Origin of the sequence: Streptomyces sp. NPDC088725 (genome assembly GCF_044751305.1) — a bacterium.
Lineage (GTDB): Bacteria > Actinomycetota > Actinomycetes > Streptomycetales > Streptomycetaceae > Streptomyces.
In genome coordinates this window covers 323678-348569 of the sequence record NZ_JBIVLO010000005.1, presented here as the reverse complement: position 1 = coordinate 348569, position 24892 = coordinate 323678, and the positions used below count along the sequence as shown (strand labels likewise).

Genomic DNA, 24892 nt, shown 5'->3' with positions numbered 1-24892 from the left:
TGCGGAACAGAGAGCCGGTACGCAGGAGTTCGTGGACCACTTCCTCCATCCAGACCGCAACGCCGCTGGTAAGTACCCTAAAGGCATCACGCTGCTGAGGAATGCAGCCGTCAGTCACCGTAGAGCGCCCATGGTGCTGCCCTGGCTGAATGAGCAGACCCAGCGCATGGCGTACTACGTGATTCCTCGCCGGCGTGAGCAACTCACTTCTGTTCGTGATCTTCTGGTGGCCTTTGTCGGGCCCTCTCTTGCGAAGTACGGCTACGACGTGCCTGTTGCGCTCGACAGGCCCCATGAGGCCTCGATCCACGAACGCTATGGAGCGGGAAGCACGTTCGTCGTCCAGACGACCGCCGACATAGAGGAGAGGAAGCGCCTGAGGTCTGCGCTCGAACGGATGGTGACGGTGGTGGAGCGGAGCCCCGAGCGGGCCTGGTCTGCACCCAAGCCCTTGGGGCGTCTTCTCGCAGACTTCGAAGCGGCCCTCGTAAGCGGTGCACCACAGACCGCCAAGACGCTCCTTCAGCAGATCGATCGCCAAGGCGGCCTCTCGCCGACCAACGTCAAACATTTGGAGATCAGGCTTCTGACGGCGCAGGGAAGGGCGAACGGCGTCCTTTCCCTGCCAGGGCTTCGAGAAGTGCTGCTGCAGGACCCGCCTGTTCCGGTGAAGGACATGGTGCTGTCAGCTCTCTTCACAGCGCACATCGAACCTGCGCTTGCTGCAGGGGAACTGGCTGGTGCCGTGGACGCGTTGAAGGCGCCCAACAGCCATTTCTCGTTGCTGGCAGACGGAGACCTACTGTCGTTCAGTGAGCAGGCTGTCACTGTCCTGCTCGTCGGTATGTACGGGCGAGGTGACGGGGAGGAACTTTCCCGCAGCATCGCTCTGCTCGATACCGAAGGCCGTGGGGACCTCATACCCGACGCACTGGTGTCCTATCGCCGCCAGGCCGTTCCAGCGGGCGCGGTGGAAGCGGAACCTGCTGAGCCAGACATTGCAACTACAGCGGAGCCCGAGCCCGATGGCGTGTCTACCAAGACATCACTCAACTCATGGGCAGAAATAGTCAAGGCTGTCGCCCAGGGAGACAAGACCGCCTTCGAGCTTTGCCGCAGGATGGACGTCCGCCGAGGCGATACCCCGGTACAACTGGATGCGGTGTCCGACGGGGAAATTGCAGACGTATTTGCCGGCCTTACAGACACCGAGTACGAGGTCGTATGGCAGTACGCGCTCGGGCCGTTCCTGCAGGAACTCACCCGCTCAGACCTCACCCTCCGACAGACACTGACCACGATCATGCGGAGCATTGTCAACCAGCGCTGCGACCCAGCGAACCTCGCAGTTCTGGACCTTCTCCTGGAACTGTTCCTTCGCTCCGCCCCAAAGGCTGCGGAGTACGAAGAGTTCCTGGAACAGTTGAGTGTGCGATTCGACGAATGGGTCGCGCCCGAAACCGCCGGGCAGGCCCTCGACTTCGTCGACCGCCTGGTGGCATGGGCCGCACCAGCACCCGCAGCCCGCGTACAGACAGCCCAGCTCCTATTCGGTCCGTTGCATGTCCATATGCGACGCCTCGAAGAGGCATACCTGTCAACGGCTCGGTCTCTTAGCAATGAGCTCGGGCTCGGGATGGAATGGCCTGAGCAGGCTCCCTCGGAGAACGATGAAACCAAGCCGGTTGTCGGAGCCGCGCAGATCTTGGTCTACGGTCTGGACGAGGGCGTGCTGCAGCGTGTCCAAGACCGAATCACCCGGAAGTTCCCCCTTGTGAAGGTGGTGCTCTCAACAGAAAAGGTCGCGTCGAAGCATCTGAAGGAGACAGCCCGAAACTCGGATTTCAGCGTGGTAATCACGCAGTGCGCTGCTCACGCGGCCACCAACTGCATCGGTCAGTACGCCAAGGAGATCGTCTACCCCCGAGGAGCCGGCTCGGTCTCCGTGACTCACGCGGCCATCACCACCTTGTATGAGCATGCTGCCAAGCAGCAGGAACTACCTCCCCAACTGCGGTGATACACCTTGTGCCGCGACCGATGGTCCCGGCACAAGCCTGCGCTGCAGCATCGCTCCGCCCAGCTGACAGCGGCCGAAGGCGGCCACAAACGCGGGAAGTGGACCTGCTGTTCACCGTGCCCGAGACGGCACGGTGAACACGGCCAGCCGGTCAGCCCCGCACACTGCGCACCAGCAGGTCGGTGAGCAGGCGGATGTCGTTGGGGGTGTTTTGCAGGCCGTTCCAGCGGCGCTGTTCGCCGTCGGGGAAGCGCCACATGCCGGAGGTCCAGGCGGTGACCGGCATCAGGCTCAGGATGGCGTTGCGGACTCGGTCGCAGTCAACGTCTTCGGCGGCCATGCCGTCGGTGAGGCTATCCATGACGAAGCCCATGGCTTGGATGCCTGCTCCGTGGCTGAGGCGGGACTGGCGGGGCGGGAGCTTCCAGGCGTCGCTGAAGGTTTCCTGCACGATGGTCCAGAAGGAGCGCAGGTGCAGCAGCATGCGTTCGACGTCGCCGGAGCCGTCTTCGGGGTTGCGGTACTGGTAGAGGGCCCCTTCGAAGAGGCTGTGCTCCAGCATGCGCAGCAGGCTGGTGTCTTTGATGTTGCCGTGGGGGGAGGTGGGGCTGGCGACGCGGCCGTAGAAGGGGCCCTTGCCGTCGGTGTTGAGGCGGGTCATCAACTGCGCTGGCAGGCGCTTGCGGGCGTAAGAGGGAGGGAGGTGTCCACTGGTTTCGGGCAGCAGTTCGTGGATGAGGCCCTTGGGTAGCGGCTTGGTGGAGTTGACCAGGATGAACTGGGAGCGCTGGTCTTGTTGATCGTCCGCGATGAATCCGACGGCGGCTACGGGGAATTCGGCCAGGTCCGCGTCGCGGATGGCGGCGCTGCGCTGTTGTCCGTCCACGATCAGGGCGGGCTTTCCCTCATCGGGAAGGGATTCGTCGACGGGGATGACCAATTCTCCCGGGACGGAGTAGTCGACGCCAGCAGCTCGGCGTGCTCCGGTCTCGAACCTGACGGACTCGTCGAACGCCAGGACCAGGGCGTTGGGCAGCATGGCGTTGTCGGACTCGAGGTAGCGGCGGATGCCCCGGATGTGGCTGAGGACTTCGGGCCGCTGGTAGCCCTGCAGGCTGCTGCTGTCATCCCGCCGGACGCGGGAGACGGCGGCGAAGCTGTGGATCTTCTTTCCGTCGACAGCGAAGCAGTAGATCTTTCGGTCTCCCTGACGCACTTCAAGTGCGGGGAGCCTGAGTTCGTAGCGGTCGGCCATCGCATCTCCTGACATGGATAAAAAGTAGAGGGCGGATCTTACCCGAAGGTGAGTGATCGCATTTTCGCTTCGAGCACGGTCAAATTATGGAATCCGCGACGCTTGTTTCGCTCACTCCCCCGGAATATCACGATCTCAATTCCGTGCTTCTCGCACAGGGCGCAGGGGCAGCCGCGCCAGGGCGCATCGCTCAAGGTGCGCTCGTACGCTTCGAGGTAGCTCTTCTTTTTCGGTCCGAGTACAAGGGATTCATAGGTTCCGAGGGCAGCCAGGACCTCCTCCATGGAGGTTTCCTCGCGATCGAATTCGCGCAGGGCGCGCAGGCTGGCTCGCTCGGCGGTGATTGCTTCTGCCTGCGACACATTCCCGGACAGGATGAGCCGCTTGAGTGCGGGGTTTCCGTCGACCTGAGGAACTCTGATGGCCGTGTAGGAGTCAGTGGCCGAGTGGTAGTTGTTGCGGTCATCCATGAACGCCTGACGGAAGGCGGAGGTACTGTCGAAACTGGTCACGCCGTGGCGGGCGAACTGTTCCATGCTGTCCACCCGGTTGATGCCGAGGAGATGCAGTTCTGTTTCCGGGGAGCGGATGTCGTCGATGGCGCGCAGACAGGAGAGGATTTCGTGCGATTTGAGGGGGACCATGCCACCCAGTGCGATCCGCCGGTAACCCATCTTCTGCAACTGCTTCACACTGTGCGCGTAGCTTTGCGGGCCCCAACCCTGTGCTGCACCGACCGGTTCGAAGCGCGCGCCTGATTTTTGTGTTGCGGTAATGAATTCTTCGGCAAGTTCCAGGGAGATTTGCTGCCGGGTGATCCAGGCGTCTTCGGGCCGCTTATCAGACTCTTCGGAAATGTATCCGAAGATAATGTGGTCGATACTAATTCCCGCATCGAATCCACAACGGCCGTAGAAGTCCATGACTTCATCCACCTCGTAAGGCGGGCGCTCTTCGTCTATATAGTTGAAGGCACCACAGTCACCGATGGTGGCACAGGCTTCGGGGAGACGGAAGAAATTGCTCACGCCCAGGCGGTAGAAACGCTCGCGCTGCGGGGAGGAGTATTTCCCCGAGCCTTTCACGGATCCGTCGACGACCGCCTTGCTGACGAGGATCCCGTCGTAGGGGATCGGCGTCACAACCTGGTGAGCGTAGACGTCGTCCCGTTGGCGCACTCGGTAGGGCGAGTACTCGTCGTTGACGAAGTCATAGGTGGGGCTCACCAGGTCCTGACTGTCAGGAAAATAGAATTTCACGCGGCCTTTGCCTTTTCCTGCACATAGATACGGAGGAGGTAGTTCGACAGGGTACTGATGTGGCGCGGGTTGTTCTGGAGTTCGTTCCAAGGGATGTTCAGGTCCGGCCAGCGCCCGTCGGTCCAACGGCAGTGCGGTGCGACTAGTGCGAGTTCGGCCCGTGCCTGCTCGAGCGCATGGGGGGATGCAGGAGGGATGGCCATCATTACGCGATCCATGAGACGCCCCATGGAGCGGATGCCCACTCCGTGCATCAGCCGACTCCGGGTCGCCGGCAGGCCCCACGCTTCCGGGAAGGTGTCGCGGACGGCATTCCAATAGATGACAAGGATCTGCCGGATGGTGGCGGTGTCGACGGTGCCGTTGGACAGATTTTTATAGGGGAAGAAAACACCCGAAGGAGAGTTGAGGGATTCCTGTATGGCCGTGGTAAGGCTGTTGTCGGTGACGACAGCCTCCGCTTTCTGCTCGGCAGTAGTGGAAGGGCGGCGCACCAACCCGTGGAAGGGCGAATCCTTGTCCTGATTGAGGGCTTCGACCAGGACCGAGGGGAGTTTCCTGGCGGACAGTTTGGTCGGCAGCACCGTGCCGACTTCGGGAAGCAGTTCGGTGACGAGGTTGGTCGGCAGCGGAGAGACCGTGTTCACGCGCAGGAACTGGTCTCGCTGGGTTTCCAGGTCTTCGGCGACAAACCCGGCGATGGTCACGGCCAGGCGGGTGTTGCGGGTACGTGCCAGAGCGAGACTGCGCTGCTGGCCGTCGACGATCCAGGCCGGCCGGGGGGCATCGGGGGAATCGGGCAGAGGGATCTCCAGCGTCCCGGAGGTACACAGGCCGTCGCTGCTGCTGGGGCCGGGGCTGGACTTGAACCGCACACTGGAGGGCAAAGCGAGGATCAGTCCGTTGGGAAAGAGGACCTCGTCACTGTCGAGATACTCCAGGATCTGCTTGACGTGCTGCTTTTTCTCGGGGCGCTGGTAGCCGATGAGCCTGCCGGCCTCGTCCCGGGAGATCCGCGCGACGTCGGCGACCTGGTGCACCTCTTCTGCCGCCAACGTGAACACATACAGCGGGATCGTGGGGTGCTGCTCGATCCGCAGGGCCCGACGCTTAAGCACAGTGAAAGTCATCAGCGGCCAATCGTTGATGTGTACAGGTCTGCGAAGCGCTTCTGTTCACAGGCCATCCCCTTATCTCTGAAGAGACGCAGTAGACGAGTGCGGGAGGAGTCGGGGTGGAGGGCCTTCATCTCTTTGATGAAGGCGATCACCAACTCGTCCGACATAGGTGTGCGGGCGTAACGTTCGGGCCGGGCCGCCTGAGAGGCCCAGGCATCCCAACGCGCCTGTGCCTCAGGGCTGATGAGGCGGCCCGGCGTGCAGTGCTCGAGCCAGGAGGCTGCCATGCGGGTGTTCAAGCTGGTGAGGGTTCCGCCGAGGGCCTGCCGCAGGGCGGCATTGGCCGGCACACGCAGCACCCCGTCCAGATCGCAGGCGCCCCCGATCAGCACCACCTCGGCGTCGGCGGCCGCGAGCCCGCGCAAGTCCCGCTGCATGGCCTGGGCGTAGGTCTCTGACAGCACCACCAGTGCCCGTCCGGCGGCCGCGGCGATCTTAGACAGATCGCTGGTGCCGTCCAGGTGTTGCAGGTGATCCCACCACCGGGATGCCTCAGGACTGGAGAAAGCCACGGAATCTGCGTGGCGTGGTACGAAAGTCGCTGCATACGACGGCGCCAGGCTGGAGACTTGCCGTAGGCCCAGGCCGGCCGAGGCTACATAGAGGCGAGGGACAAACCCTGCTCGAGCTGCGGCGTCGGTGAGAGCGAGCGCACGCCGCCACTGATCCCCCTGGTAGAGGTCTTGCAGTTTCGCCCGCCGGCCCTGGACTGCCTGCAGGCGACGTGCCCATTCCGCGGCTCGCTGCGGCAGGTCGCCGGTGGGCAGGGTGCGGGCTTGCAGGTCCGCGGGGGGCGGTGAGGCCTTCCGGTCCGTGCACGTGACCACGATGGGCAACTCGTTCACTGCGACTCGACCCCTGGCTTCCGTAACTCGATTTTTGTTGTGGTTACTGTAGCCGGTAGTTAGGGGGGTAGGCTGCACCTGCCTCAACTGAGGAAACTGGACTGCAGATAGGGGAGTGACAGCATGGACCGTCCCGCGATCGTGTTGCTGAGCGGCGGCCTGGACTCGACCACGGTGCTGGCCATCGCCAAAGACCAGGGATTCACTCCCTACGCGCTCAGCTTCCGCTACGGCCAGCGGCACAGCATCGAGTTGGAGGCGGCTCAGCGCGTGGCGCAGACCCAGGGCGTGGCCCGGCACGTCATTGCCGACATCGATCTGCGGGTCTTCGGCGGCTCTGCCCTGACCTCCGACATCGAGGTGCCCAAGCACGAGACGCTGGAGGACGTCGAGGAGGGTGGGGTGCCGATCACGTATGTGCCGGCCCGCAACACGATCTTCCTCTCATTCGCGCTGGCATTCGCCGAGACGGTCGGTGCCAGCGACATCTTCACCGGGGTCACAGCCGTGGACTACAGCGGCTACCCCGACTGCCGCCCCGAGTACATGGAGGCCTTCGCCACCATGGCCAACCTGGCCACCCGAGCCGGGGTGGAAGGAACCTCCCAGATCACCCTGCATTCCCCCCTGATCGCGCTGTCCAAGGCCGACATCGTGCGCGAGGGCCTGCGACTGGGCGTGGACTACTCCCTTACTTCCTCCTGCTACGACCCCGACGAGCAGGGGCGGGCCTGCGGTAAGTGCGACACCTGCCTGCTGCGCCTGAAGGGCTTCGCTGAAGCCGGCGTGAAGGACCCCGTCCGGTATCAGAGCGCCTGAACATGACCTATCTGATCAAGGAAATCTTCTACACCCTGCAGGGAGAAGGCAGCCACGCAGGGCGTCCGGCGGTCTTCTGCCGCTTCTCCCGCTGCAACCTGTGGACGGGCCGGGAACAGGACAGGGCCCGCGCCATCTGCCAGTTCTGCGACACCGACTTTGTCGGCACCGACGGTGAAGGCGGCGGCCGCTTTCACACCCCGCAGGACCTGGCCGATGCCGTCGAGGCCGCCTGGCCCACGACCGATCGAGCCCACCGGTTCGTGGTGTGCACCGGCGGAGAGCCCCTGCTGCAACTGGACGAGGAAGCCATCGAGGCTCTGCACGAGCGCGGCTTCGAAGTCGCAGTGGAAACCAACGGCACCCGCCCGGCCCCCCGAGGAATCGACTGGCTGTGCGTCAGCCCCAAGATCGGTTCCACTCTGGTCCTCACCCAGGGTGACGAACTGAAACTGGTCTACCCGCAGGCTGGCGGTGACCCTGCCCAGTTCGAAGAACTGGACTTCCGGCACTTCAGGCTGCAACCGCTGGATGACGCTCACCGCGAAGCCCACACCCGTGCCACCGTCGAATACTGCATGAAGAACCCGCGCTGGACTCTCTCCCTCCAGACGCACAAGTATCTGGGAATTCAGTAATGGAAATCTTTCGCGAGTTCACCTTCGAAGCAGCGCACCGCCTGCCGCGCGTGCCTGAGGGCCACAAGTGTGCCCGCCTCCACGGCCACTCCTACAAGGTGATCGTGCACGTCGAAGCCCCCGTCGATGCAGAACTGGGCTGGGTAATGGACTTCGGCGACATCAAGCGGGCCTTCAAGCCCATCGATGCTCAACTCGACCACTACTACTTGAACGACATCGAAGGCCTGGACAACCCGACCAGCGAGAACCTGGCCCGCTGGATCTGGGAACGCCTGATCGGCGAACTTCCCGCACTGTCCGAGATCACCGTGCGCGAAACCTGCACCTCCGGTTGCACCTACCGAGGCGCGTAAGGCATGCACGACATCCAAAACGAACCCGACCGCCGCGGCATTGCCATCGACGAGGTGGGCATCAGCGGCCTGCGATACCCCCTCACCTTCGACGATGGCTACACACGACAGCAGGGCATTGCTGACATCAGCGCCACCGTCGGCCTGCAAGCCGACCGGCGCGGCACCCACATGAGCCGCCTGATCGCGCTCGTGCACGAGGAAGTCGCCACGCTGACCCCGCAGGAGTTTCCCATCGCCCTCAAGCGTGGCCTCGCCCTGCTCGACGCACCAGCCCTCACCCTCACTCTGTCCCTGCCCATCGCCACTGCTGTCACCGCCCCCGCTAGCCAGCGGGAATCCTGGCAGACCCACGACGTCACCGTCACCGGCCGCATCACAGCTTCCGGATGCACTGTCACCACCTCGGTGACCACGCACGTCACCAGCCTGTGCCCCTGCTCCAAAGCCATCTCCGACTACGGCGCCCACAACCAGCGCAGCGAGATCACCCTGGAGATCACCGGCACCGACGACACCCCTTATCCCCTGCTCGTCCACGAGATCATCCAGCTGCTGCGCGCCACTGGCTCCGCTCCCGTCATCCCGCTTATCAAGCGGCCTGATGAACGCGTCGTCACCATGCAGGCCTACGACCACCCCGTCTTTGTCGAAGACATCATCCGGGATATAAGCCTCACCTGCCGGGACAAAGGACTCACCCACACCGTCACGGCGAAGAACCTGGAAAGCATCCACAGCCACGACGCCATCGCCACCCTCACCTACAACCACCACTGACCCGCCACAGGCGGCCCCGACCGCCACCACGAAACGATCAATGTGGCGACTGCCCGCCCGGGTCGCACCAACCAACGGTCCGGTCACCGCCAAGGCGAGAAGCCAACCCCCGTGCACGAATCCAGCCCGAGCAGCACCCCTCGCGCGCCCGAGCATGCCCGGCCCGCGCCAACCTCTCACGTCCCGCCGCGTGCCGTGTGCGTGCCCGCACACGGCACGCGGCGGGGCCGCCGACAGACGCCAGGCGCTTGCGCTACATGAATCGCTCCGGCTCAGATGAAGGTTCAATCGGGGGCCTGCCCGGCGATCACATGTTGACCACATTGGTGGTCGACCTTGGCCGCCCTTCCATCAGGTCGCTCAGGGTGACGCACCTCAGCCCGGCCCTCCCTGCATGACAGTTCACCCATCCGACGCCCAGATATTGCTACTCAAGTAGCGGCGCCTCAAGATTGGGGCATGCCGTCCTCCACTGCCCCTTGGGTCCCATGGCCCCGCTTGGACCGTCGCACCTACCTCCTCCTGCTGGATGACCAGCGTCGGCTCCTTCTGTGCGGCGGATGCTGCGGCGGCTGGACCGTCCCCCAGGTGCGCATGACATCCAGCGCCAGTTTCCTGGAGTCAGCCACCCGGTTCCTGCAGGAGCGATTCGAAGTGGCGGCTCCACGCTATGGATCGGTGTATGGCATCCGGCAGTCACGCATCGGTGACGATTGGGAGTTCGACCGAGCCACGGCTACGCGGGTCTTCATCGTCCGCATCAGCGACGGCGAAGGGTCGGCAATTGAGAAGCAGTCGGTCACACACGCCCGATGGAGCATCGAGGAACTGCAACGGCGAAGAAGGGAAATCTCCCCAGAGGGGATCGTCTTACTGGTCACCGGTTACGTCGAAGGATGGATTCCCGATGGCCCCATCACTCTCCGGTGAGAGTGGCGCCGCAGCGCCGGCCGACACGCCCTGGTCAGCGATCTGCTTACCTACGGGCCATCACGAGGATCCCATCTGTGTGACCGGCGAGATCGGGCCCTGGGCAGATAGCGGCGGCGCACCCTGCATCGAGTTCGATGACCACGGGCATCCTAGCTCCGGAGCATTCAGTGCATTGGGTGTCTTCCTCCTCTGAGGCAGGCGGCCTGAAGCAGGGCGTTTATTGACTCTTCGCAGTTGAGGGTGTAGCCGCAGGGCGTGCGGTGCGCGCGTCGGTGGCTGGCTAGGGGTCGACGTCTTCCGATGTTGGAGGCTCTTGCGCTGCTCACCCCAACTACCCTCAACTGCAAGGAGTCACTACAGGAGCGGGCGATGGATAACGAGATTCAGCTGATCAGTGACGGCGATGGACTTGCGGTCGTCGGGAACCCGACGGATGTCGAGCGCTTCCTCGCCTCAGAGGGACTGTTGTCACTGTCGAAGGACCTCGGATTGCAAAGGCTCGGACCTCTCCTCCGTGCCGGGGCTGGAGTCGCACAGGCAGGTTCTGAAATTGCCGCGAACTCAGGTCGCTGGGTGAAGCTGACCGAGGAGTCCGCGCAGCTTGTCAAGAAGTTCGGGCTGATGGAAAGCAAGACGCCAGGCGTCAGCTATGCGATGGTGGGGAAACCGGGCTCAATCAAGTCATGGCTCCAGATCGCGAAGGGGCCCGGCTCGCTCCTGACCAACCCGGCGATTCTTGCTGGTGCCGCGGGGATTATGGCGCAGTTCGCGAGGCAGCATGAGATGAGCGAGATCAAGAGCTATCTCGCGACGATCGACAAGAAGGTCGACGACGTGCTCCGCGCTCAGAAGGATGCTGAGTTGGCGAAGGTGTTCGGAGCGGGCCTCGACATCGAGTCCGCCGTGAGCGTTCTGGAACGAACGGGTCGGGTCGACGACGATACGTGGTCGACCGTGCAGGCCAGGACCCATACGATCACGGACGCCCTGGGGTGGGCGCTGGGTCGACTCGACGCACTCGCGGAGAGGGTGGAGAGCACGACCAAGATCGGTGATCTCGCCAAGATGGCCAAGGAAGCAGAGTCCGAGGTTCAGGAGTTGCTCGCCGTTGTGGCTCGTTGCTTCGAACTGCAAGACGCGCTCGACGTGCTGCGACTGGAGCGGGTGCTGGACGAGTCTCCGGACGAACTGGACGGACGTCGGCTCGTGCTGAAGGATGACCGGCAGAAGCGGCGGGAACTCATTTCACAGAAGATTGAGCACCTGATGGCACGCATGGATGCGGCTGCCGACACGGCCAACTCGAATGTGCTGCTGCACTTGCCCGCGCACCGGGCTGTGGTGGGCTCGATCAACCATGTCGGCATCGCCGTCGATAACTTCCACAGGCCGCTCGGAATCGAGTCTGGTCGACATTCATTGGAGGCGACACGATGGTGGGACGCGGCCCGAGACTCGACGCAATTGAAGAACGCCGCCGCAGAGGCGGGACTCAAGGCGGCCATAGGAGCGGGTGTGGCGGTCGTGGGGGCTGCGGGGGTCTGGGCGAGCCGCGCCGCCCTTGCCTGCGAAGAACGCGGCGAAGAGGAGTGAGCGAGCGCCGGCCGTCAACCGTGTGGGCTCTCGGTTGAACTGGACAAATAAGTCTCTCCCGCTGGGTATGCCTCGACGGGCTCGACCCAGCTCGGCGATCGCCGCACGCCCCACGGCTACACCCTCAACTGCGAAGAGCCCGTTCATTGGCGTGGAGGCGGCCTTGACCAAGTCCCTCCATAGCTGATGCGCTTGGTGAGTTGGGGTGTCGAACTCGGGGGGCTTCGTGGTCAGGGCTGTTCTAGGTTCGATGTTTCGTGCCCGTGGTAGCAAGACGGATTCGATCTTTCCGCTCGGTGGACGGGCGGCCCGCGCATGAGACTCCGGCGGGGGATCACGATCGGTGTCGTGGCAGCCGGGGGTGCCGTGACAACGATGCTCGTGGGACTCGTCACGAACGCGGTGTCCGAGTCGGAGTGGCCAGGCTGGTTGGGGTGGTTACAGCGGCATGCCTGGTTCTCGTTCGCTGTGCTGGGCGGGGCTACGGTCGGGCTGACCATGCTGCTCGCCGCGCTGTCGGAGACCCGCACCCCCCTACGGTCCGCTGAGCCGCATCAGCCGGGGAACGGGGCGGAGCCTCCGGGGGCCGCCTTGGTACTGCGGTCGCTACCGCGCGACACCGCGGCATTCACCGACCGGAGCGCCGAGCTCGAGGCGCTGGTCCGGTCCGTGAGGGTCTCGCAGGAGAGCGGCTCGGCGCTGCCCGTGCATGTGATCGACGGAATGCCGGGGGTCGGCAAAACGACGTTCGCCGTGCACGCCGGGCATGTGCTGTCGGAACGATTCCCGGACGGGCAGCTGTTCGTGAACCTCAACGGGCATACGACGGGGCGCGCGCCGGTGCAAGCCACCGAGGCACTGGCTTCGTTGCTGGCCGCGACCGGCGTGCCTGTGCAGCGGATTCCCGTCGGCGACGACGTGGGCGCGGTCGCCGAGGCGCGGGCGGCCATGTGGCGGAGTCGGCTCGCGGACAAGAAGGCGCTGCTCATCCTCGACAACGCGGCCAGCTACCGCCAGTTTGAGCCTCTGATCCCGGGCGGGAGCGGCTGTCTCGTGCTGGTGACCAGCCGGAAGCGGCTGGCGGCGTACGAGGAGGTGGTCCTGCCGGTGGCGGCGTTGCCGCCGGAGCACTCGGTCGACCTCTTCGTACGCCTCAGCCGGCGGCCGGCGGACTCGCTCGACCATGCCGTGCTCGCGGAGCTGGTGGGGCTGTGCGGGTATTTGCCGCTGGGGGTTTCGTTGCTTGCAGCGCGGCTGCGCCATCATCCTTCGTGGAGCGCCGAGGACCTGCGGGCGCGGCTGGTGGCGGCACGGGACCGGCTGGGAGAACTCCGGGCCGGGGAGCGCGCAGTCGCCGCGACGTTCGACCTGTCCTACCGGGACCTCGCGCCGGAGCGGCAGCGCTTCTTCCAGCGTCTCGGCTTCTACCCTGGTACCGACCTCGACGCCTATGCCGGTGCCGCGCTCGGCTCAGTCTCGGTGGCTGCGGCACGCGAGCAACTCGACGCGCTCTACGACGCCCATCTGATCGACGAACACCCTGGAAGCCGTTATCGGCTTCATGACCTCTTACGCGACTACGCCCGCGGTCTCGCCGACGAGGGAGGCACCATGGAACAAGTTCAGGCCGTTCAGCGCGTGTGCACCTACTACTTGGCCGCCCTCTCTGTCGCGAACGGACACATCCTTCGCGGTGGCGCTGCCACACCGGCGCCACCACGCGTCGCCGCGCAGGTGGAGACGCCGCCCATGGAGTCGCGTACGGCGGCCCTGGGCTGGCTGGAGAACGAGCGGGCGAACGTCCTTGCCTGCATCCGGCGAGCGAACAGTCTCGCGCTGCATGAACTGGTCATCCGCATGGCCGCGGCCATGGCCCCCTTCCTGCGGCAGGCCGGCCCGTGGGACCAGGCCGTCAGCCTTCACCGCACGGCCGCCGAGGCCGCCCGGCACACCGGCGACCGGCGCGCGCTGGCTGGCGCGCTCGCCGAGGTCGGAGTCGTACGGCGCTTCATGGCCGCCTACCCTGAGGCGATCGAGGCCCTGAACGAGGCGGCGACGGAGTACGAGGCAGTCGGCGAGCGACGCGGCAAGGCGGACGCTCTGAACCAGGCGGGCATCGTCTCGTACATGATCGCGGACAACGACGCCGCGGCCCGCGCCCAGACCGAGGCCCTCGCCCTCTACCGCGACATCGGCGACCGGCTCGGCCAGGCGAACGCGCTCGCAGACCTCGGCATGGTGCGCCGGCAGACAAGCCAGTTCGACGTGGCGGTGGAGGAGCAGACCGAGGCCCTGTCGATCTATCGCGAGCTGGGTGACCGCTACGGAGAGGCCAACTCGCTGCGGGACCTGGGCATCGTGCACTGCCTCATGGGTGAGTATGAGCTGGCCACGCGGCGGCACCGTCAGGCGTTCGACATCTATCAGGAGCTCGACGACCGGGTCCACCAGGCGTACGCCCTCAACGAACTCGGCGTCGTACGGCGGCTGACCGGCGACCTGCCCGGGGCACGAGAGGCCCATGCCCAGGCGCTGGAGCACTACACGGAGCTCGGCGAGCGGTTCGGGCGCGCGAACAGCGTCCGCCACCTCGGGGTGCTGGACCGCATGGAAGGGAACGTCACCGAGGCGATCCGTGTGTTGGAGGATGCCCTGGGTTCGTACCGCGATCTCGGTAGCCGTGGCGGCGAGGCTGCCTCGCTGGGCGAGTTGGGTGTGGCGCACGGAATCGTCGCGGAGCAAGACCACGCTGTCGAAGCGTTCCAGCAGAGCCTGGAGATTCTGCGGGAGCTCGGCGACCGGTGCGGGGAGGCTGAGGTCCTGAACCACTGGGGGATGCTGCTGCACACTTCCGGTGACTGGGCCGCCTCGCGGGGATACTTCGAGCAGGCGCTGGGGTTGGCTCGAGACATCCGCTGTCCGTTGGAGCAGGCGCGGGCGCTGGAGGGAATCGGACGCTGCGACTGGATGGCAGACGGACCCGCGCAGGCCGAGGGCTCGCTGAGCGAAGCACTCGCCGTGTACCGGCGGTTAGGCGCGAATGGGGCCGCCGACACTCTCGAGCGGCTGCTTGCGTCGCAGGCGGGGTGAGCCGAGCTTGTGGCCGGATTGGGTATGCCATCGTAGGTAGTGGGACTGCTACGTTGCGGGCCGATCTGCCGACTCAACCGCCGTCGCACTGTTACGAGGAGCGTTGAATGCTGTCACGCACGTCCGTTCCCACGCCGCACGCCCCGGTGACGCCCGTGGCCCCGGAACCCACGCAGAACTCGGTTGTCCTGGACCGCGTCGCCGCCCGTGTACGGCAGCGACTGGCAGCCGAGCGGACCGCGGCGAACAGTACAGGCGAAGGTGGTCACCAGGCTTCACTGATCTGGACCTGGCCCCTGTGAGCTCTCCCGCTCGATGACGCCGCGCGAGAACATCGCTCCCTTTCGGTCCTTCATTCTCAAGGTCGCCAATCGCTGCAACATCGACTGCGACTACTGCTACGTCTTCAACTCCGCGGACCAGGCGTGGCAGCGTCTACCCGCCCGGATGAGTGTGGATATTGCACGGGCGGCCGGGCGGAGGATCGGTGAGCACGCCGTGGCGCACGGCCTGCCGGGCGCGCATGTCGTTCTGCACGGTGGAGAGCCCCTACTCGCTGGCCCCCGACACATGGCTGACCTGCTCGGCGTCGTACGGGAAAGTGTTCCGGCCGGTGTGGAGGTACGTTTCGAGCTCCAGACCAACGGGACGCTTCTCACCGAGCCGTGGCTGGACCTCTTCGAGCGGTACGAGGTTGTCGTGGGCGTCAGCCTCGACGGGCCACCGTCCGCGAACGATCGGCATCGGCTGACCCATGCCTCCCGGTCGAGCGCCGCCTCGGCCGTACGCGGCATCGACCTCCTGCGGTCCCGACCCCACCTGTTCGCAGGAGTGCTCGCCGTTGTGGACCTGGCCAACGACCCGGTCGAGGTCCACGACTACCTGGCGTCGTTCGAGCCTCCGGTGATCGACTTCGGTCTGCCGCACGGGACGCACGACGAGCCACCGCACCGCGGCGATCCGAGCGTGCCCGAGTACGGGGTGTGGATGAGCCGCGTCTACGACGCCTGGCTTGCCCGGCCCGAAGACGGGCACGGCATACGGATGCTGGAGGACATCGTGGCGCTCAGCTCCGGCGTGCGCGGCTCGGTGGAATCCCTGGGTCTGGCCCCGCCGACGAGTGTCGTGATCGAGTCCGACGGCACGATCGAGGGCGTGGACACCCTGCGGTCCGTCGAGGAAGGCGCCTCCTGGCTGGGGCTCGACGTCTTCAGGCAGTCCTTCGACGAGGTCCTTCACCATCCAAAGCTCCTGCACCGGCAGTACGGGAAGGCCACGCTCGCTGAGGAATGCCAGGACTGCCCTCTGGTGGAGGTGTGCGGCGGAGGCTACCTCCCGCATCGCTTCAGCACCGCCCGCGGCTACCAGAATCCGTCCGTTTACTGCGCGGACCTGGAGTACCTCATCCGGCATGTCCAGGGCTCCCTACGTCGGCACGGCTGGGATCCGGCGGCCCCGCCCCTGTAGCCATGAGCCGTGCCGCCACGGCAGGATCACGCGTTGGAATGAACGAGTGAAGCGATGGAAGAGCGACAGGAGATGTCGATGACCGTGACGATCCGCCCCGCTGACAGGCGGGACATCGTGGCCGTAGCCGAACTGATCGAGGAGATCGAGCGGTTCTACGGATCGACCGAGATCCAGCCGCTCGAGGAACGCCGGTCCCAGGTAGAGGAGGCGCTCTTCGGCTCGCCGCCGCTGGCGTCCGCGCTCCTGGTCGAGGACGGGGCTGGCAACCTCGTCGGGCTCGCCGCCTACTCGTTCCTCTGGCCGGCGGCCGGCTCCTCCCACTCCTTGTTTCTGAAGGAGCTCTACGTCCGCGACACCCTCCGCCGCCAGGGCGTCGGCGCCCACCTCATGGACGAGCTCCGTGCCCTGGCCGCCGCACGCCCCGGGTGCAGCCGTGTCGAGTGGATGACGGACCACGACAACCCGAATGCGCGTTCCTTCTACAAGTCGCTGGGATTCGCGGAGTTCGATGGGAAGATCGTCTACCGGGTGGACACCAATACGGGCTGAGGGCGGGGTGCGGCTGTGCAGGAAGAGCGGTGCGACCGGTGTGAATGCATCCTCGGGCTGGGATGCGCCTGCTTGCCAAACGGGGTCGTATCGGAAAGACGTGCTGTACCGCAGCACAGGCAGGAGTGGCGGCGCTTCCCCGCGGAGACGATCCTGATCTCACCGACGCGGTACGCGCACCTGCCCGGGACCTGCGCCCACCTGACCGAGGAGTTGGTGACGGCCCCGCGCTGGGGCTGGATCCCCGAACCGCCGCACGGGCTCTGGGACCGGTTGAGCAGCAGCCACCCAGCGACCGCGACAGAGGGGAGCACCACACGGCAGGCGGTACGACGGTGCGAGGAGTGCCAGTCGGCATTGTCGTGATGTAAGCCGCCGTAGGCACGGTCGCACGTGACCGACCTGGGCTCGCCAGGTGACCGTGCGCAGGGCTACAGCCGGACGCTGCAGCCCTGCGGGTTTGAGTGTGGACAGGCCTTTGCTTTCGGGTCGGTGGTCCATGTCGCGCAGCCGCCTTTGCTTACGGCGGCCCCGCTCCCCCATCGTGGCCAGGACAGCGGCTTGGTCGGCCGCCTGCGCCCAGGTCAAACTCCAGGAGTGGGGACGGCCGCGCGGCTGCAAGTGCTGGTCGAGCTGTGCATGACCTTCACGGCTTTCAGGTGCAGGACTCGGGTCTCACCCAAGGCTCACAGAGAGGGTGATCTGCGCATCGAGATGGAGATACGCGCGGTTGCACCCCAGCCCTCCGAGCTGGCGGCCTCGCCAAGCGCACAGCCGCGCTTGGCGTGCTGAAGATGACGCGGCACACCGCCGCCGGCTCACGCCGCTGGTCGGACGTTCCTTGCCCTCGTCCTTCAGGACGGCGACAAGGTCACCGGCCGCCGGGCGTTCTTCCGGGCGTGCGGACTCGTGCTGCTCGAACCCGACACACCTGGTGCCGCATGGGGCTGCCCCGTCGTCTACATCCTCACGGCAGAGGAATCGGCAGCCTGGGGACCAGCACCCGGGACCTGAACTCGTTGCTTCGATTGGGACCAATGCGTCCTCGACCAGATGGAGTTCGCCTTCATGGTTCAGTCAGGTGGCGCGGTGATCAGCTGCGGGTGGGCCCACTCCCATGCCTGGTATCGGCCTTGCCGTTGGCGGCGGTAGCGGCCCTGGTGGCAAGCACCGGTTCAGGCCAGCTATCGGGCTTGCGAAGCGGAGTTCCAGGCCGTGTCTCGGCTGGCGGCTATCACACCCTTCAGCAGGCGCATCACACGGAAAGTCCTGCACGTGGCGAGGAACGCGCTCGGAGTATCAACCCGGCAAACCAGGGCACCTCGCGCCCTTGTCCTTGCCCAGGTTCACGCCGGGCGGGACATAGACACTGGAGCTCAGGGGCCCGTAGAGAGCGCGGGATGACTGACCGGAAGTCATGTAGGGCTTGCGCCCCTCACGATGCAACACGAATTCTGTCTGTCACCTACGTACCCCTCTTGCCCCTCTATAGGGTGAAGGGAAGAATCAGGGCACTGAGGGGTCGGAAGATGAAGTGGGAATGAGCCTCTCAGGACCCACGCGTGGTTGCTCACGGTTGTTGAGCCCAGGTGGTGTTCAACCCTTCAGGATGTGAGCACCTGTCACCGCTGCCCTGCGGCAGGAGCCAGCTAGCCGAGCGAGCTCTCCGGTGGCTGTCTCCTATCCCGCCTAGGGAATCCGGGCTGGGCCGTTCTCCTGAGTGCCTCTCACAGACTGAGCTGTGGTCGGGTTCTCAAGTACTCGCGCACAGGAGTCGCGTCAAGTTTTAAGGGCCGTCACACGAGGTCAGAGCTACCGTTCTCCGACGGTTTCCGGGGCCTGAGGCATCACGCTCCCGGCCTCTCTGACGCGCCCTGGGCTGCCGGCGGATCCCCCGATGACTATCAAAGCGGGCGAGCCGGTGCTGTCGAGGCCCTATGGTGATCGCCATGCAGCCCACCGACAGTGGCGCCGCGTCCGCCAATCCCAGCTGGGTCGCGGTGGATATGGGTGCCCTGATTCACCAGTGCGATGCCGAGTTGGCACAGCACGACGCCATGCTCGACCGACTGACGTCGGGAGTCGCCGCGCTGGAAGCTGAGAAGCAAGCGGTGCGCTCCGCGCGCCAGCAGGTGGTGCTCACTCGCGAGGAGGCGCTGCGCGTTCAGGAGATGCTCCACGCGGCGGCCCGGGCTGGAGCCGCTCTTCGTAGCGGGCAGCGCGAGGGCGGGTCCAGTTTCAAGGACGTGCCGGATCCTGACGAATGCAAGGGGACCGACGCCTGCGCCGATGAGGCTGCGAACAGTTCGGATGCGGCGGCCACGTCGGCTGAAGAAGGCAGCCACACCGGCAAGGCTTCGACAGCGTTTGACGCATCGAAGCTCGGCCCTCGCGGCATGCAGGCCATGCAGATCATCAACAGTGAGCCCACGCTGCAGTGGACCGGGAAGCTGCTCGCGGTACGGCTGGAAGGCCAGGAGGTCGAGGCCGACGGGAAGGCGCACAATCGCGCGCGGACGCTCATGGACGACCTGGCAAAGAAGCAGCTCGTGGCGAAGATGTACTCGGATGATGGTCGTCGCTGCTACTTCGTCGCGGCCGCGGCAACGGAGGCCGCCTAGAGGCACCCCAAGGCGACCGCCTCCCGCGCTGGCATGGTTCCTAGGCCGACGCATCAACGCGGGAGGCGGTCTGACGACTCTGGGCCGTACCCCCCACGCTACCGGGCAATTCCCGGGCGAGGGGCCAATTCGGCCTGCGTTCCCTCGATCGAGAGGCCGACCTTCGCATGACAGGCGCACCATCGGACTTTTCCCGGCTATCCGACCCGGCCGGCTACTACTCCTCGCCGCTTCGCCGATGCGAGGGAATGGGCTGGTGACGGGCACCGTCATCGCCTGCGGGCCAATCGGTGTGACGCGGCCAGAGCATTTCGTCGAGCGTCTCCTCGATGCTTGCGAGCGTAAACATGTCGGGCCAAACGGTTCCGGCAAGGATGTTGGAAATGACTTGCCGGTTGACGCCGGACGCAGTCGCCAGCGCGTTGGCCGACAAGCCGCGCCGCTCCATCGCCTCCGCCAGGGCCCGGGCTACGGCCTGCCCGACCTGTGCCTGCCGGGCACTGTCCATCACTGCGTACGGCCAGTGGCCGGACACGGCATAGTCGCGCGGCTTCTTTCCACGTCTCGTTCCTCCGGGCATGCGACCAGTGTGACGGACGGGATGCCGACTTGCTCACCCCGCACAATCATGGGTTGCTATAACAATAGCAACCCATGATTGGTCGCGCTTCCATCCCGGCCGGTTTGAAAGGATTGGTATCTACAGTGTCGACTCGCCAGGCGGGAACACCGCCGACCAACGGCCGCGCCAGGCTGAGGCCTGAAGAGCGGCTGATGCCGTCGCCCAAGCTGCGGGCGGAGCAGTACCTCCTAGTCACCGTGGCCGCCTGCTCGGCGGTCAACCCGGTAGGGGCCGAGGAACTGGCAGCGGCGACTGGGGTCTATGCCAAGAACTGCGGACTGGTGCCGGTGTTCATCATGAACACCGGACTGCTCACCAAGGGGCACCGGCGAGCGACGTATCTACCCAGCGAGAAGGGTCGGTACATCGCACGTGCCTTCGCGCGCGGTGAAGCCGAAGGGCTTGGAGCGCTGAGGACGAAGTGGAGGGGGCAATGGTTCGCGCGAACAGTCAGAGACCGTTGCCGACACGGCCCCGTCTCCCGTGAGGGCCTGGTGGCCGCCCTCATGGTGGCGGCCAAAGCCGGGCCTGAGCGCATCAAGCAGGCCCACGTTCTACTCGATCTGATGGTCGCGGTCGGTCTCGTCACGGTGGAGAAGTCCGGCGAGCTGAACTATTTCGAGGGCCCCAGTCACACAGACACCCCGCCCACAGGCACCCAGAGCACCGACACGCCTCACGAGGCACCGCAGACTGCCAACGAGGACGACGAGCCGAGCGCAGCCGAGGAACCGTTGCCTCAGGACGAGCGTCAGTCCGGCAGCACCCAACAGCCTGACTCCGAGGGCGTGCAAGACGGTGACGAGCAGCCGCAGACGGAGGTACCTCGCCCGCGCACTGAGGCCCCCGGCAGCCAGCCGCCTGGGGGAACGGGCCCCGATCAGGATCTCTTGTCACTTCTTCTGCCACCGGTTCTGCTGGCGGACTTGACTCGTCTGACTTCGGCGGAGGTCCTCGAACTCCACAGTCATCTGACGGCCGTCACGGCCCTCACCGCCAAACTCCGGGGCCATCGCGTCACCTAGGCCCCGGGACACAAAAAACAGTCCGGCAGCGCCAGCTTCCTTGGCCGGTGCGGCGCTGCCGGACTCCCACCTCCACCCGACGACCCGCCCGGCAGCGCCGTGCAGGAAAGGGCTTCGGCATGTCCTCACACAAGGCGAGGAACAACCACCGTAGCGCGATCGATCGCGGGCCCGCCCACGTTCGCGCGAGTTCCGGCCCTCTTCAGGGGGTGGTCCGGCATGGCTAGGCCCACCATCCGCCGGGTGCTACTCGAAGTCAGCCGTCAGTGGCTGCAGCAGGCAGCCGACGGCGACATGGCCATCGAGACAGTCGACCGCTACATCCAGATCAGTGAACGGTTCGACGTCTTCGCCGACGCCCAGGGTATCCACCGAATGGATGATGTCACCGGACAACTGACCGACTCGTTCATGGACGCGCCCGGCCGCGACCGCCACGACAACATCACCCTCGTTCCGAAAGACGGCACACGGCGGCAGCGCCGCTCCGCCCTCGCCTCCCTCTTCGTGCACGCCCGGGCCCTCGGCATGACCCAGGCCGTGCCCCTGCTCGACTCCCCTCCCATCCCGCGGCCGCCTCGCAGCACAGGCGCCGAACTGACCGACGCGGAAATCGAGGAACTCCAGTTCCACTCCGAACGCGGCATGCCTGCGACCCGGCATGCTGCCCTGCTGGCCCTGCTGCTGTCAGGCCTCGGCAGCGCCGAGACCGCTCAGGCGACCCCCGGCGACCTGGACCTCGCACTAGCCACCGTGACCACCGAAGGCAGCACACGCACCACCCCCAGAACCTGCCCGCTCAGCCCCTGGGCCGTCCGCGCCCTCCGTCTGCGCACCGACTACCTGGCCGAGCACCGGCCGGGCCGGCGCCGCCTCGTCACCAGCGACTCCTCCACCCCGTACGCGGCGCAGGCCAGCGTCGGCGCTGGCTTCAACGACATCGCACGGCTCTCGGGCCTCGCCACCACCGCCCGCAGGGTCGAACCCCGCGACATCACCCGCTACGTCGCCCGCCAGGTGCTGCTGCAGACCGGTCAGATCTCCGAAGTCGCCCGAAGGCTCGGTCTCTCGTCCCTAGACAACGCCGCCGACCTCGCCGGACTGGCCTGGAAGATCGGCGGAGATCCGCGATGACACCCCACAGGGCCTCGCGCCCCAAGCGCACGTCCAAGACCACCCGCAAGCCCAAGAACACCCCGCCGCCGTACATCTACGGAACGATCCCCGACGACACCTTCGGAGCGAAGAGCGACCCACCAGAACTGCACGGGCCGCAAGCCCCGCACCTGATCACCGACCGCCGTTTCGCCTACCTGATCAATAACCCGGACCTCTACGCCGCGGCCGATACCCTGCCCGGGCCCCGACCAGTCGGCCGACCTCCGCACCATCCCCCCGTCATCTACCTGATCTTCCTGTGCTCAATCTCCGTCTTCGGCTCCGCACGCGCGACCGCTGCCCACTTCCAGGATGAAGACTGGTGGAAGCGCATCCGCTCAGCGATCCGCACACACCTGGGCGACGAGGCTGCAGACGCACTGCGGCCGACCGGCCCCACCCGCAGCAACTGGAATCACTACTTCCGGCGGCACCTCAAGCCCGCTCACGACAAGATCCGTGACATCAGCAGCGACCTGTGGGTTGAGCAGGCCCTGGCGCACGGCATGCTCTGCGAAACCAGCAAAAGAACCAGCCGCGTCCGCCCCGAACGCCAGCAGGTCCTCCACGGCGACGCCACCGTCGCAAGACCTCCCTCCGGGCACTCCGAACACGAGACGGTCGACAAGAGGACCGGCGAGATCCGCCAGCACCGCGTGGACGAAGACGCCGGCATCTGCATCGAAGGCGGCGGCAAGCAGGTCTACGGCAACAAGTTCCTCTCCACCGCCGTACGCCTGGCCGCCACCCCTCACAGCCGCGTGATCCTCGCCCTGGAATCCATCCGCCACAAATCTGTGAAGGAAGACCCCGAACGCGAATCGGAAGGCGTCGCCCTGGTCGCCATGGTCAAGCGCATCCTCAAGCGCGCCCACGGCACCAAGGCCGTCACCTACGACGCCGCCCTGCGCGGCAAGCACCGCGCACCCCTCATCGCCGAAGGCCTCGTCGTGTTCACCCCACAGCACGACGGGCTCACGCCCCAGTCGCTCCTGCGCCACAAGGACGGCCCCTGCTCCCACGACCTCTACGTCGCCGAGGGCAGAGTGTGCGAGCGCCGCTTCATCGACGGCAACGAGACGCTCTACACGCCTCTGCCCGTCGAAGAACTCGAGTGCCGTGACGGAAAGAACAGCACCCGCTTCTACCACCGCATCACCATCCCCTGCCCCACCACCAAGACACACCAGCTCCGGATCCGCGTCGACGAGACCGACGAGGACAGGCAGGTCGACCCGAAGACGAAGAAGCAGCGCTTCAACCGCACCGAGCATCTCCGCCAGGTACCTCCCAGCACCCCCGCCGGCCGCCGCCTGAAAGGCTTCCGCCAGGACAGCGAGTCCATCCACTCCCGCTTCGACCAGGCCTACCCCCATGAGCGAGTCCCGGCATATGGCGCCCGGGGAGCCCTGTTGATCTACCTCGGCTACGCCTGGCTGAACAACTCGATCACCCGAGCACTCAACGCACTCCACTCCTGACACCCTCCGCAAGCCACCCCACCCCAGCACCCGGCCCCAGGACAAGATCCCCAGCCCGCCACACACCCCGTACATCGAGCACGCCACCCGCTACACTGGCGGCGGCGAGCAGACCCTCACAGGTCGATCACCAACCTGTCCAAAACATGTCAAGAATCGGCTCCGTGCATTGTGCCGTTTTAGACACATTTTTGTACAGATCCCCGCCTTCGTAGCTCAGGGGATAGAGCACCGCTCTCCTAAAGCGGGTGTCGCAGGTTCGAATCCTGCCGAGGGCACAGCGCGTTAAGCCGCCGACCTGGGGTTTCTCCCCCGGGAAGGCACGTTACCCGGCCTCGGACTCCTCGTCCGGGGCCGTTTGCGTGGGCGGTGCGTGGGCGGACCGCGCGGTGACGGAATGGCTCAACCCATCTCGCGGTGTCGCCGTGCGCGGTAGCGTCGTTCGACGCGTCCGACGGAGAGGGAGCACGCAGCCATGCTCAAGCCCACCGGTACCGCCGATCACCAGGCCCCCCGCGCGCTGATTCTGAACTTCGCCGGGGTCCTGACCGCCGACCCGCTTCCCGCGCAGCGCACGTGGGCCGCGTCCGAAGGGCTTCACGCGGAAGCGTGGCGTACCGCTCTCAGCGACGTCGCCGTCGGGCGGCCTCTCTATTCGGAACTGGAGATCGGGCGGCTCAGCCAGGCCGAGTGGAACGTGAAGACGGCTCCGCTGCTCGGTGCGGGCGTCGATCCGACGAACCTGATGGGACGTGTCTGGTCCCAGGTGCCCGCCGCGCGTCGCATGGCGGCGCTCGCGCGTGCCGCCAAGGAAGCGGGCTACCGGCTTGCCCTCCTGTCGAACAGCTTCGGGCTCGATCCGTTCAACCCGTACGAACACGTCGGCATCTGGGACCTGTTCGACGTGCACGTCATTTCGGAAGCGGTCGGCATGGCGAAGCCGGATCCGGCGATCTACCGACTGACGCTGGACCGCCTCGGCCTTCCCGGGGAGGCCTGCGTGTTCGTCGACGACCATCCGGCGAACCTTCCGCCCGCCGCGGCTCTCGGCATCACCACCGTCCTCGCGACGGACGAGGACGACACGGTCGCCGAACTGGAAAGCCTCCTCGGCGTGACCGCGGCCCTGCCCGTGCAGGGCTGATTCCGGTTCCGCAGCGTCAACTCGCAGCTCTCCTCACCTGCTTCCGCAGGCTCGGC

21 protein-coding genes and 1 tRNA gene are annotated in these 24892 nt (G+C 65.7%); 17 read left to right on the top strand and 5 right to left on the bottom strand.

Annotated elements, in window-relative coordinates; translation table 11 throughout:
• Positions 1–31 precede the first annotated feature (31 nt).
• Entirely contained in the window at positions 32–2020 is a 1989-nt protein-coding gene (dpdD, locus tag ACIP6N_RS14940) for a protein DpdD (RefSeq protein ID WP_401815724.1), read from the top strand.
• Between the two features lie 151 nt (positions 2021–2171).
• On the opposite strand, the gene dbpB (ACIP6N_RS14935) is transcribed toward dpdD, so the two are convergent.
• From dbpB (ACIP6N_RS14935) to ACIP6N_RS14920, 4 genes are read right to left on the bottom strand one after another with little or no spacing between them, the layout of a single operon-like run.
• Positions 2172–3275, bottom strand: coding sequence for a DGQHR domain-containing protein DpdB (gene dbpB / locus ACIP6N_RS14935; protein WP_193463174.1), 1104 nt, complete (start codon positions 3273–3275; stop codon positions 2172–2174).
• 38 nt (positions 3276–3313) lie between these two features.
• Entirely contained in the window at positions 3314–4534 is a 1221-nt protein-coding gene (dpdA, locus tag ACIP6N_RS14930) for a tRNA-guanine transglycosylase DpdA (RefSeq protein ID WP_193463175.1), read from the bottom strand.
• Complete coding sequence (gene dbpB, locus ACIP6N_RS14925) at positions 4531–5664, bottom strand: DGQHR domain-containing protein DpdB (protein ID WP_018551862.1); 1134 nt, start codon at positions 5662–5664, stop codon at positions 4531–4533. Before dbpB (ACIP6N_RS14925) ends, dpdA begins: the two co-directional genes overlap by 4 nt.
• A complete protein-coding gene (locus ACIP6N_RS14920) occupies positions 5664–6224 on the bottom strand; it encodes a hypothetical protein (protein ID WP_229845971.1) in 561 nt (186 codons plus the stop codon). The genes dbpB (ACIP6N_RS14925) and ACIP6N_RS14920 overlap by 1 nt, the downstream gene beginning before the upstream one ends.
• A 456-nt stretch (positions 6225–6680) precedes the next feature.
• Here ACIP6N_RS14920 and queC point away from each other — a divergent pair, with 456 nt between their 5' ends.
• The 11 genes from queC (at position 6681) to ACIP6N_RS14865 (ending at position 19406) form a co-directional block, all read left to right on the top strand.
• The gene (gene queC, locus ACIP6N_RS14915) at positions 6681–7376 is read left to right on the top strand and encodes a 7-cyano-7-deazaguanine synthase QueC (protein ID WP_193463177.1); all 696 of its coding nucleotides are present in this window, start codon (positions 6681–6683) and stop codon (positions 7374–7376) included.
• Positions 7377–7378: 2 nt separating this feature from the next.
• Complete coding sequence (gene queE, locus ACIP6N_RS14910; protein ID WP_193463178.1) at positions 7379–8014, top strand: 7-carboxy-7-deazaguanine synthase; 636 nt, start codon at positions 7379–7381, stop codon at positions 8012–8014.
• Positions 8014–8370, top strand: coding sequence for a 6-carboxytetrahydropterin synthase QueD (queD, locus tag ACIP6N_RS14905; protein WP_193463179.1), 357 nt, complete (start codon positions 8014–8016; stop codon positions 8368–8370). Before queE ends, queD begins: the two co-directional genes overlap by 1 nt.
• Before the next feature lie 3 nt (positions 8371–8373).
• A complete protein-coding gene (locus ACIP6N_RS14900) occupies positions 8374–9150 on the top strand; it encodes a GTP cyclohydrolase I FolE2 (RefSeq protein ID WP_193463180.1) in 777 nt (258 codons plus the stop codon).
• 498 nt (positions 9151–9648) lie between these two features.
• Positions 9649–10080 carry a hypothetical protein gene (locus ACIP6N_RS14895; RefSeq protein ID WP_193463181.1) on the top strand — a complete coding sequence of 144 codons (432 nt, stop codon included), beginning with the start codon at positions 9649–9651 and terminating at the stop codon, positions 10078–10080.
• A gap of 372 nt (positions 10081–10452) precedes the next feature.
• Positions 10453–11676, top strand: a complete 1224-nt coding sequence (locus ACIP6N_RS14890) for a hypothetical protein (protein WP_401815719.1) — start codon at positions 10453–10455, stop codon at positions 11674–11676.
• Between the two features lie 315 nt (positions 11677–11991).
• Positions 11992–14766: a cyclophane-containing RiPP biosynthesis TPR protein HaaT gene (gene haaT, locus ACIP6N_RS14885; RefSeq protein ID WP_401815717.1), complete on the top strand. Its 2775-nt coding sequence runs from the start codon at positions 11992–11994 to the stop codon at positions 14764–14766.
• Between the two features lie 107 nt (positions 14767–14873).
• A complete protein-coding gene (gene haaA, locus ACIP6N_RS14880; RefSeq protein WP_308438671.1) occupies positions 14874–15068 on the top strand; it encodes a HaaA family cyclophane-containing RiPP peptide in 195 nt (64 codons plus the stop codon).
• A gap of 13 nt (positions 15069–15081) precedes the next feature.
• Entirely contained in the window at positions 15082–16233 is a 1152-nt protein-coding gene (locus ACIP6N_RS14875) for an FxsB family cyclophane-forming radical SAM/SPASM peptide maturase (protein ID WP_193463184.1), read from the top strand.
• 54 nt (positions 16234–16287) lie between these two features.
• Positions 16288–16785: a cyclophane-containing RiPP N-acetyltransferase HaaN gene (gene haaN, locus ACIP6N_RS14870; RefSeq protein WP_308438672.1), complete on the top strand. Its 498-nt coding sequence runs from the start codon at positions 16288–16290 to the stop codon at positions 16783–16785.
• A gap of 1949 nt (positions 16786–18734) precedes the next feature.
• Positions 18735–19406 (top strand): hypothetical protein, encoded by a 672-nt coding sequence (locus tag ACIP6N_RS14865; RefSeq protein WP_230543607.1) that lies wholly within the window; start codon positions 18735–18737, stop codon positions 19404–19406.
• 217 nt (positions 19407–19623) lie between these two features.
• On the opposite strand, the gene ACIP6N_RS14860 is transcribed toward ACIP6N_RS14865, so the two are convergent.
• A complete protein-coding gene (locus tag ACIP6N_RS14860) occupies positions 19624–19986 on the bottom strand; it encodes a helix-turn-helix transcriptional regulator (protein WP_230543608.1) in 363 nt (120 codons plus the stop codon).
• Positions 19987–20111: 125 nt separating this feature from the next.
• On the opposite strand from ACIP6N_RS14860, the gene ACIP6N_RS14855 reads away from it, so the two are divergent.
• The 5 genes from ACIP6N_RS14855 (at position 20112) to ACIP6N_RS14835 (ending at position 24836) form a co-directional block, all read left to right on the top strand.
• Positions 20112–21053 (top strand): hypothetical protein, encoded by a 942-nt coding sequence (locus ACIP6N_RS14855; RefSeq protein ID WP_230543609.1) that lies wholly within the window; start codon positions 20112–20114, stop codon positions 21051–21053.
• A gap of 219 nt (positions 21054–21272) precedes the next feature.
• Positions 21273–22187, top strand: coding sequence for a hypothetical protein (locus tag ACIP6N_RS14850; RefSeq protein WP_401815714.1), 915 nt, complete (start codon positions 21273–21275; stop codon positions 22185–22187).
• Positions 22184–23692, top strand: a complete 1509-nt coding sequence (locus ACIP6N_RS14845) for a hypothetical protein (protein WP_401815712.1) — start codon at positions 22184–22186, stop codon at positions 23690–23692. Before ACIP6N_RS14850 ends, ACIP6N_RS14845 begins: the two co-directional genes overlap by 4 nt.
• 205 nt (positions 23693–23897) lie before the next feature.
• Positions 23898–23970, top strand: a tRNA-Arg gene (locus ACIP6N_RS14840).
• A 197-nt stretch (positions 23971–24167) separates the two neighbouring features.
• A complete protein-coding gene (locus ACIP6N_RS14835; RefSeq protein WP_401815710.1) occupies positions 24168–24836 on the top strand; it encodes an HAD-IA family hydrolase in 669 nt (222 codons plus the stop codon).
• Positions 24837–24892 lie beyond the last annotated feature (56 nt).

Coding starts and splice junctions, on each gene's coding strand:
- dbpB (WP_193463174.1), bottom strand. CDS start 3,275: ATGGCCGACCGCTACGAACTCAGGCTCCCCGCACTTGAAGTGCGTCAG.
- dbpB (WP_018551862.1), bottom strand. CDS start 5,664: ATGACTTTCACTGTGCTTAAGCGTCGGGCCCTGCGGATCGAGCAGCAC.
- queC (WP_193463177.1), top strand. CDS start 6,681: ATGGACCGTCCCGCGATCGTGTTGCTGAGCGGCGGCCTGGACTCGACC.
- queE (WP_193463178.1), top strand. CDS start 7,379: ATGACCTATCTGATCAAGGAAATCTTCTACACCCTGCAGGGAGAAGGC.
- queD (WP_193463179.1), top strand. CDS start 8,014: ATGGAAATCTTTCGCGAGTTCACCTTCGAAGCAGCGCACCGCCTGCCG.
- ACIP6N_RS14900 (WP_193463180.1), top strand. CDS start 8,374: ATGCACGACATCCAAAACGAACCCGACCGCCGCGGCATTGCCATCGAC.
- ACIP6N_RS14890 (WP_401815719.1), top strand. CDS start 10,453: ATGGATAACGAGATTCAGCTGATCAGTGACGGCGATGGACTTGCGGTC.
- haaT (WP_401815717.1), top strand. CDS start 11,992: ATGAGACTCCGGCGGGGGATCACGATCGGTGTCGTGGCAGCCGGGGGT.
- haaA (WP_308438671.1), top strand. CDS start 14,874: ATGCTGTCACGCACGTCCGTTCCCACGCCGCACGCCCCGGTGACGCCC.
- ACIP6N_RS14875 (WP_193463184.1), top strand. CDS start 15,082: ATGACGCCGCGCGAGAACATCGCTCCCTTTCGGTCCTTCATTCTCAAG.
- haaN (WP_308438672.1), top strand. CDS start 16,288: ATGGAAGAGCGACAGGAGATGTCGATGACCGTGACGATCCGCCCCGCT.
- ACIP6N_RS14865 (WP_230543607.1), top strand. CDS start 18,735: ATGCAGCCCACCGACAGTGGCGCCGCGTCCGCCAATCCCAGCTGGGTC.
- ACIP6N_RS14860 (WP_230543608.1), bottom strand. CDS start 19,986: ATGCCCGGAGGAACGAGACGTGGAAAGAAGCCGCGCGACTATGCCGTG.
- ACIP6N_RS14850 (WP_401815714.1), top strand. CDS start 21,273: ATGGCTAGGCCCACCATCCGCCGGGTGCTACTCGAAGTCAGCCGTCAG.
- ACIP6N_RS14845 (WP_401815712.1), top strand. CDS start 22,184: ATGACACCCCACAGGGCCTCGCGCCCCAAGCGCACGTCCAAGACCACC.
- ACIP6N_RS14835 (WP_401815710.1), top strand. CDS start 24,168: ATGCTCAAGCCCACCGGTACCGCCGATCACCAGGCCCCCCGCGCGCTG.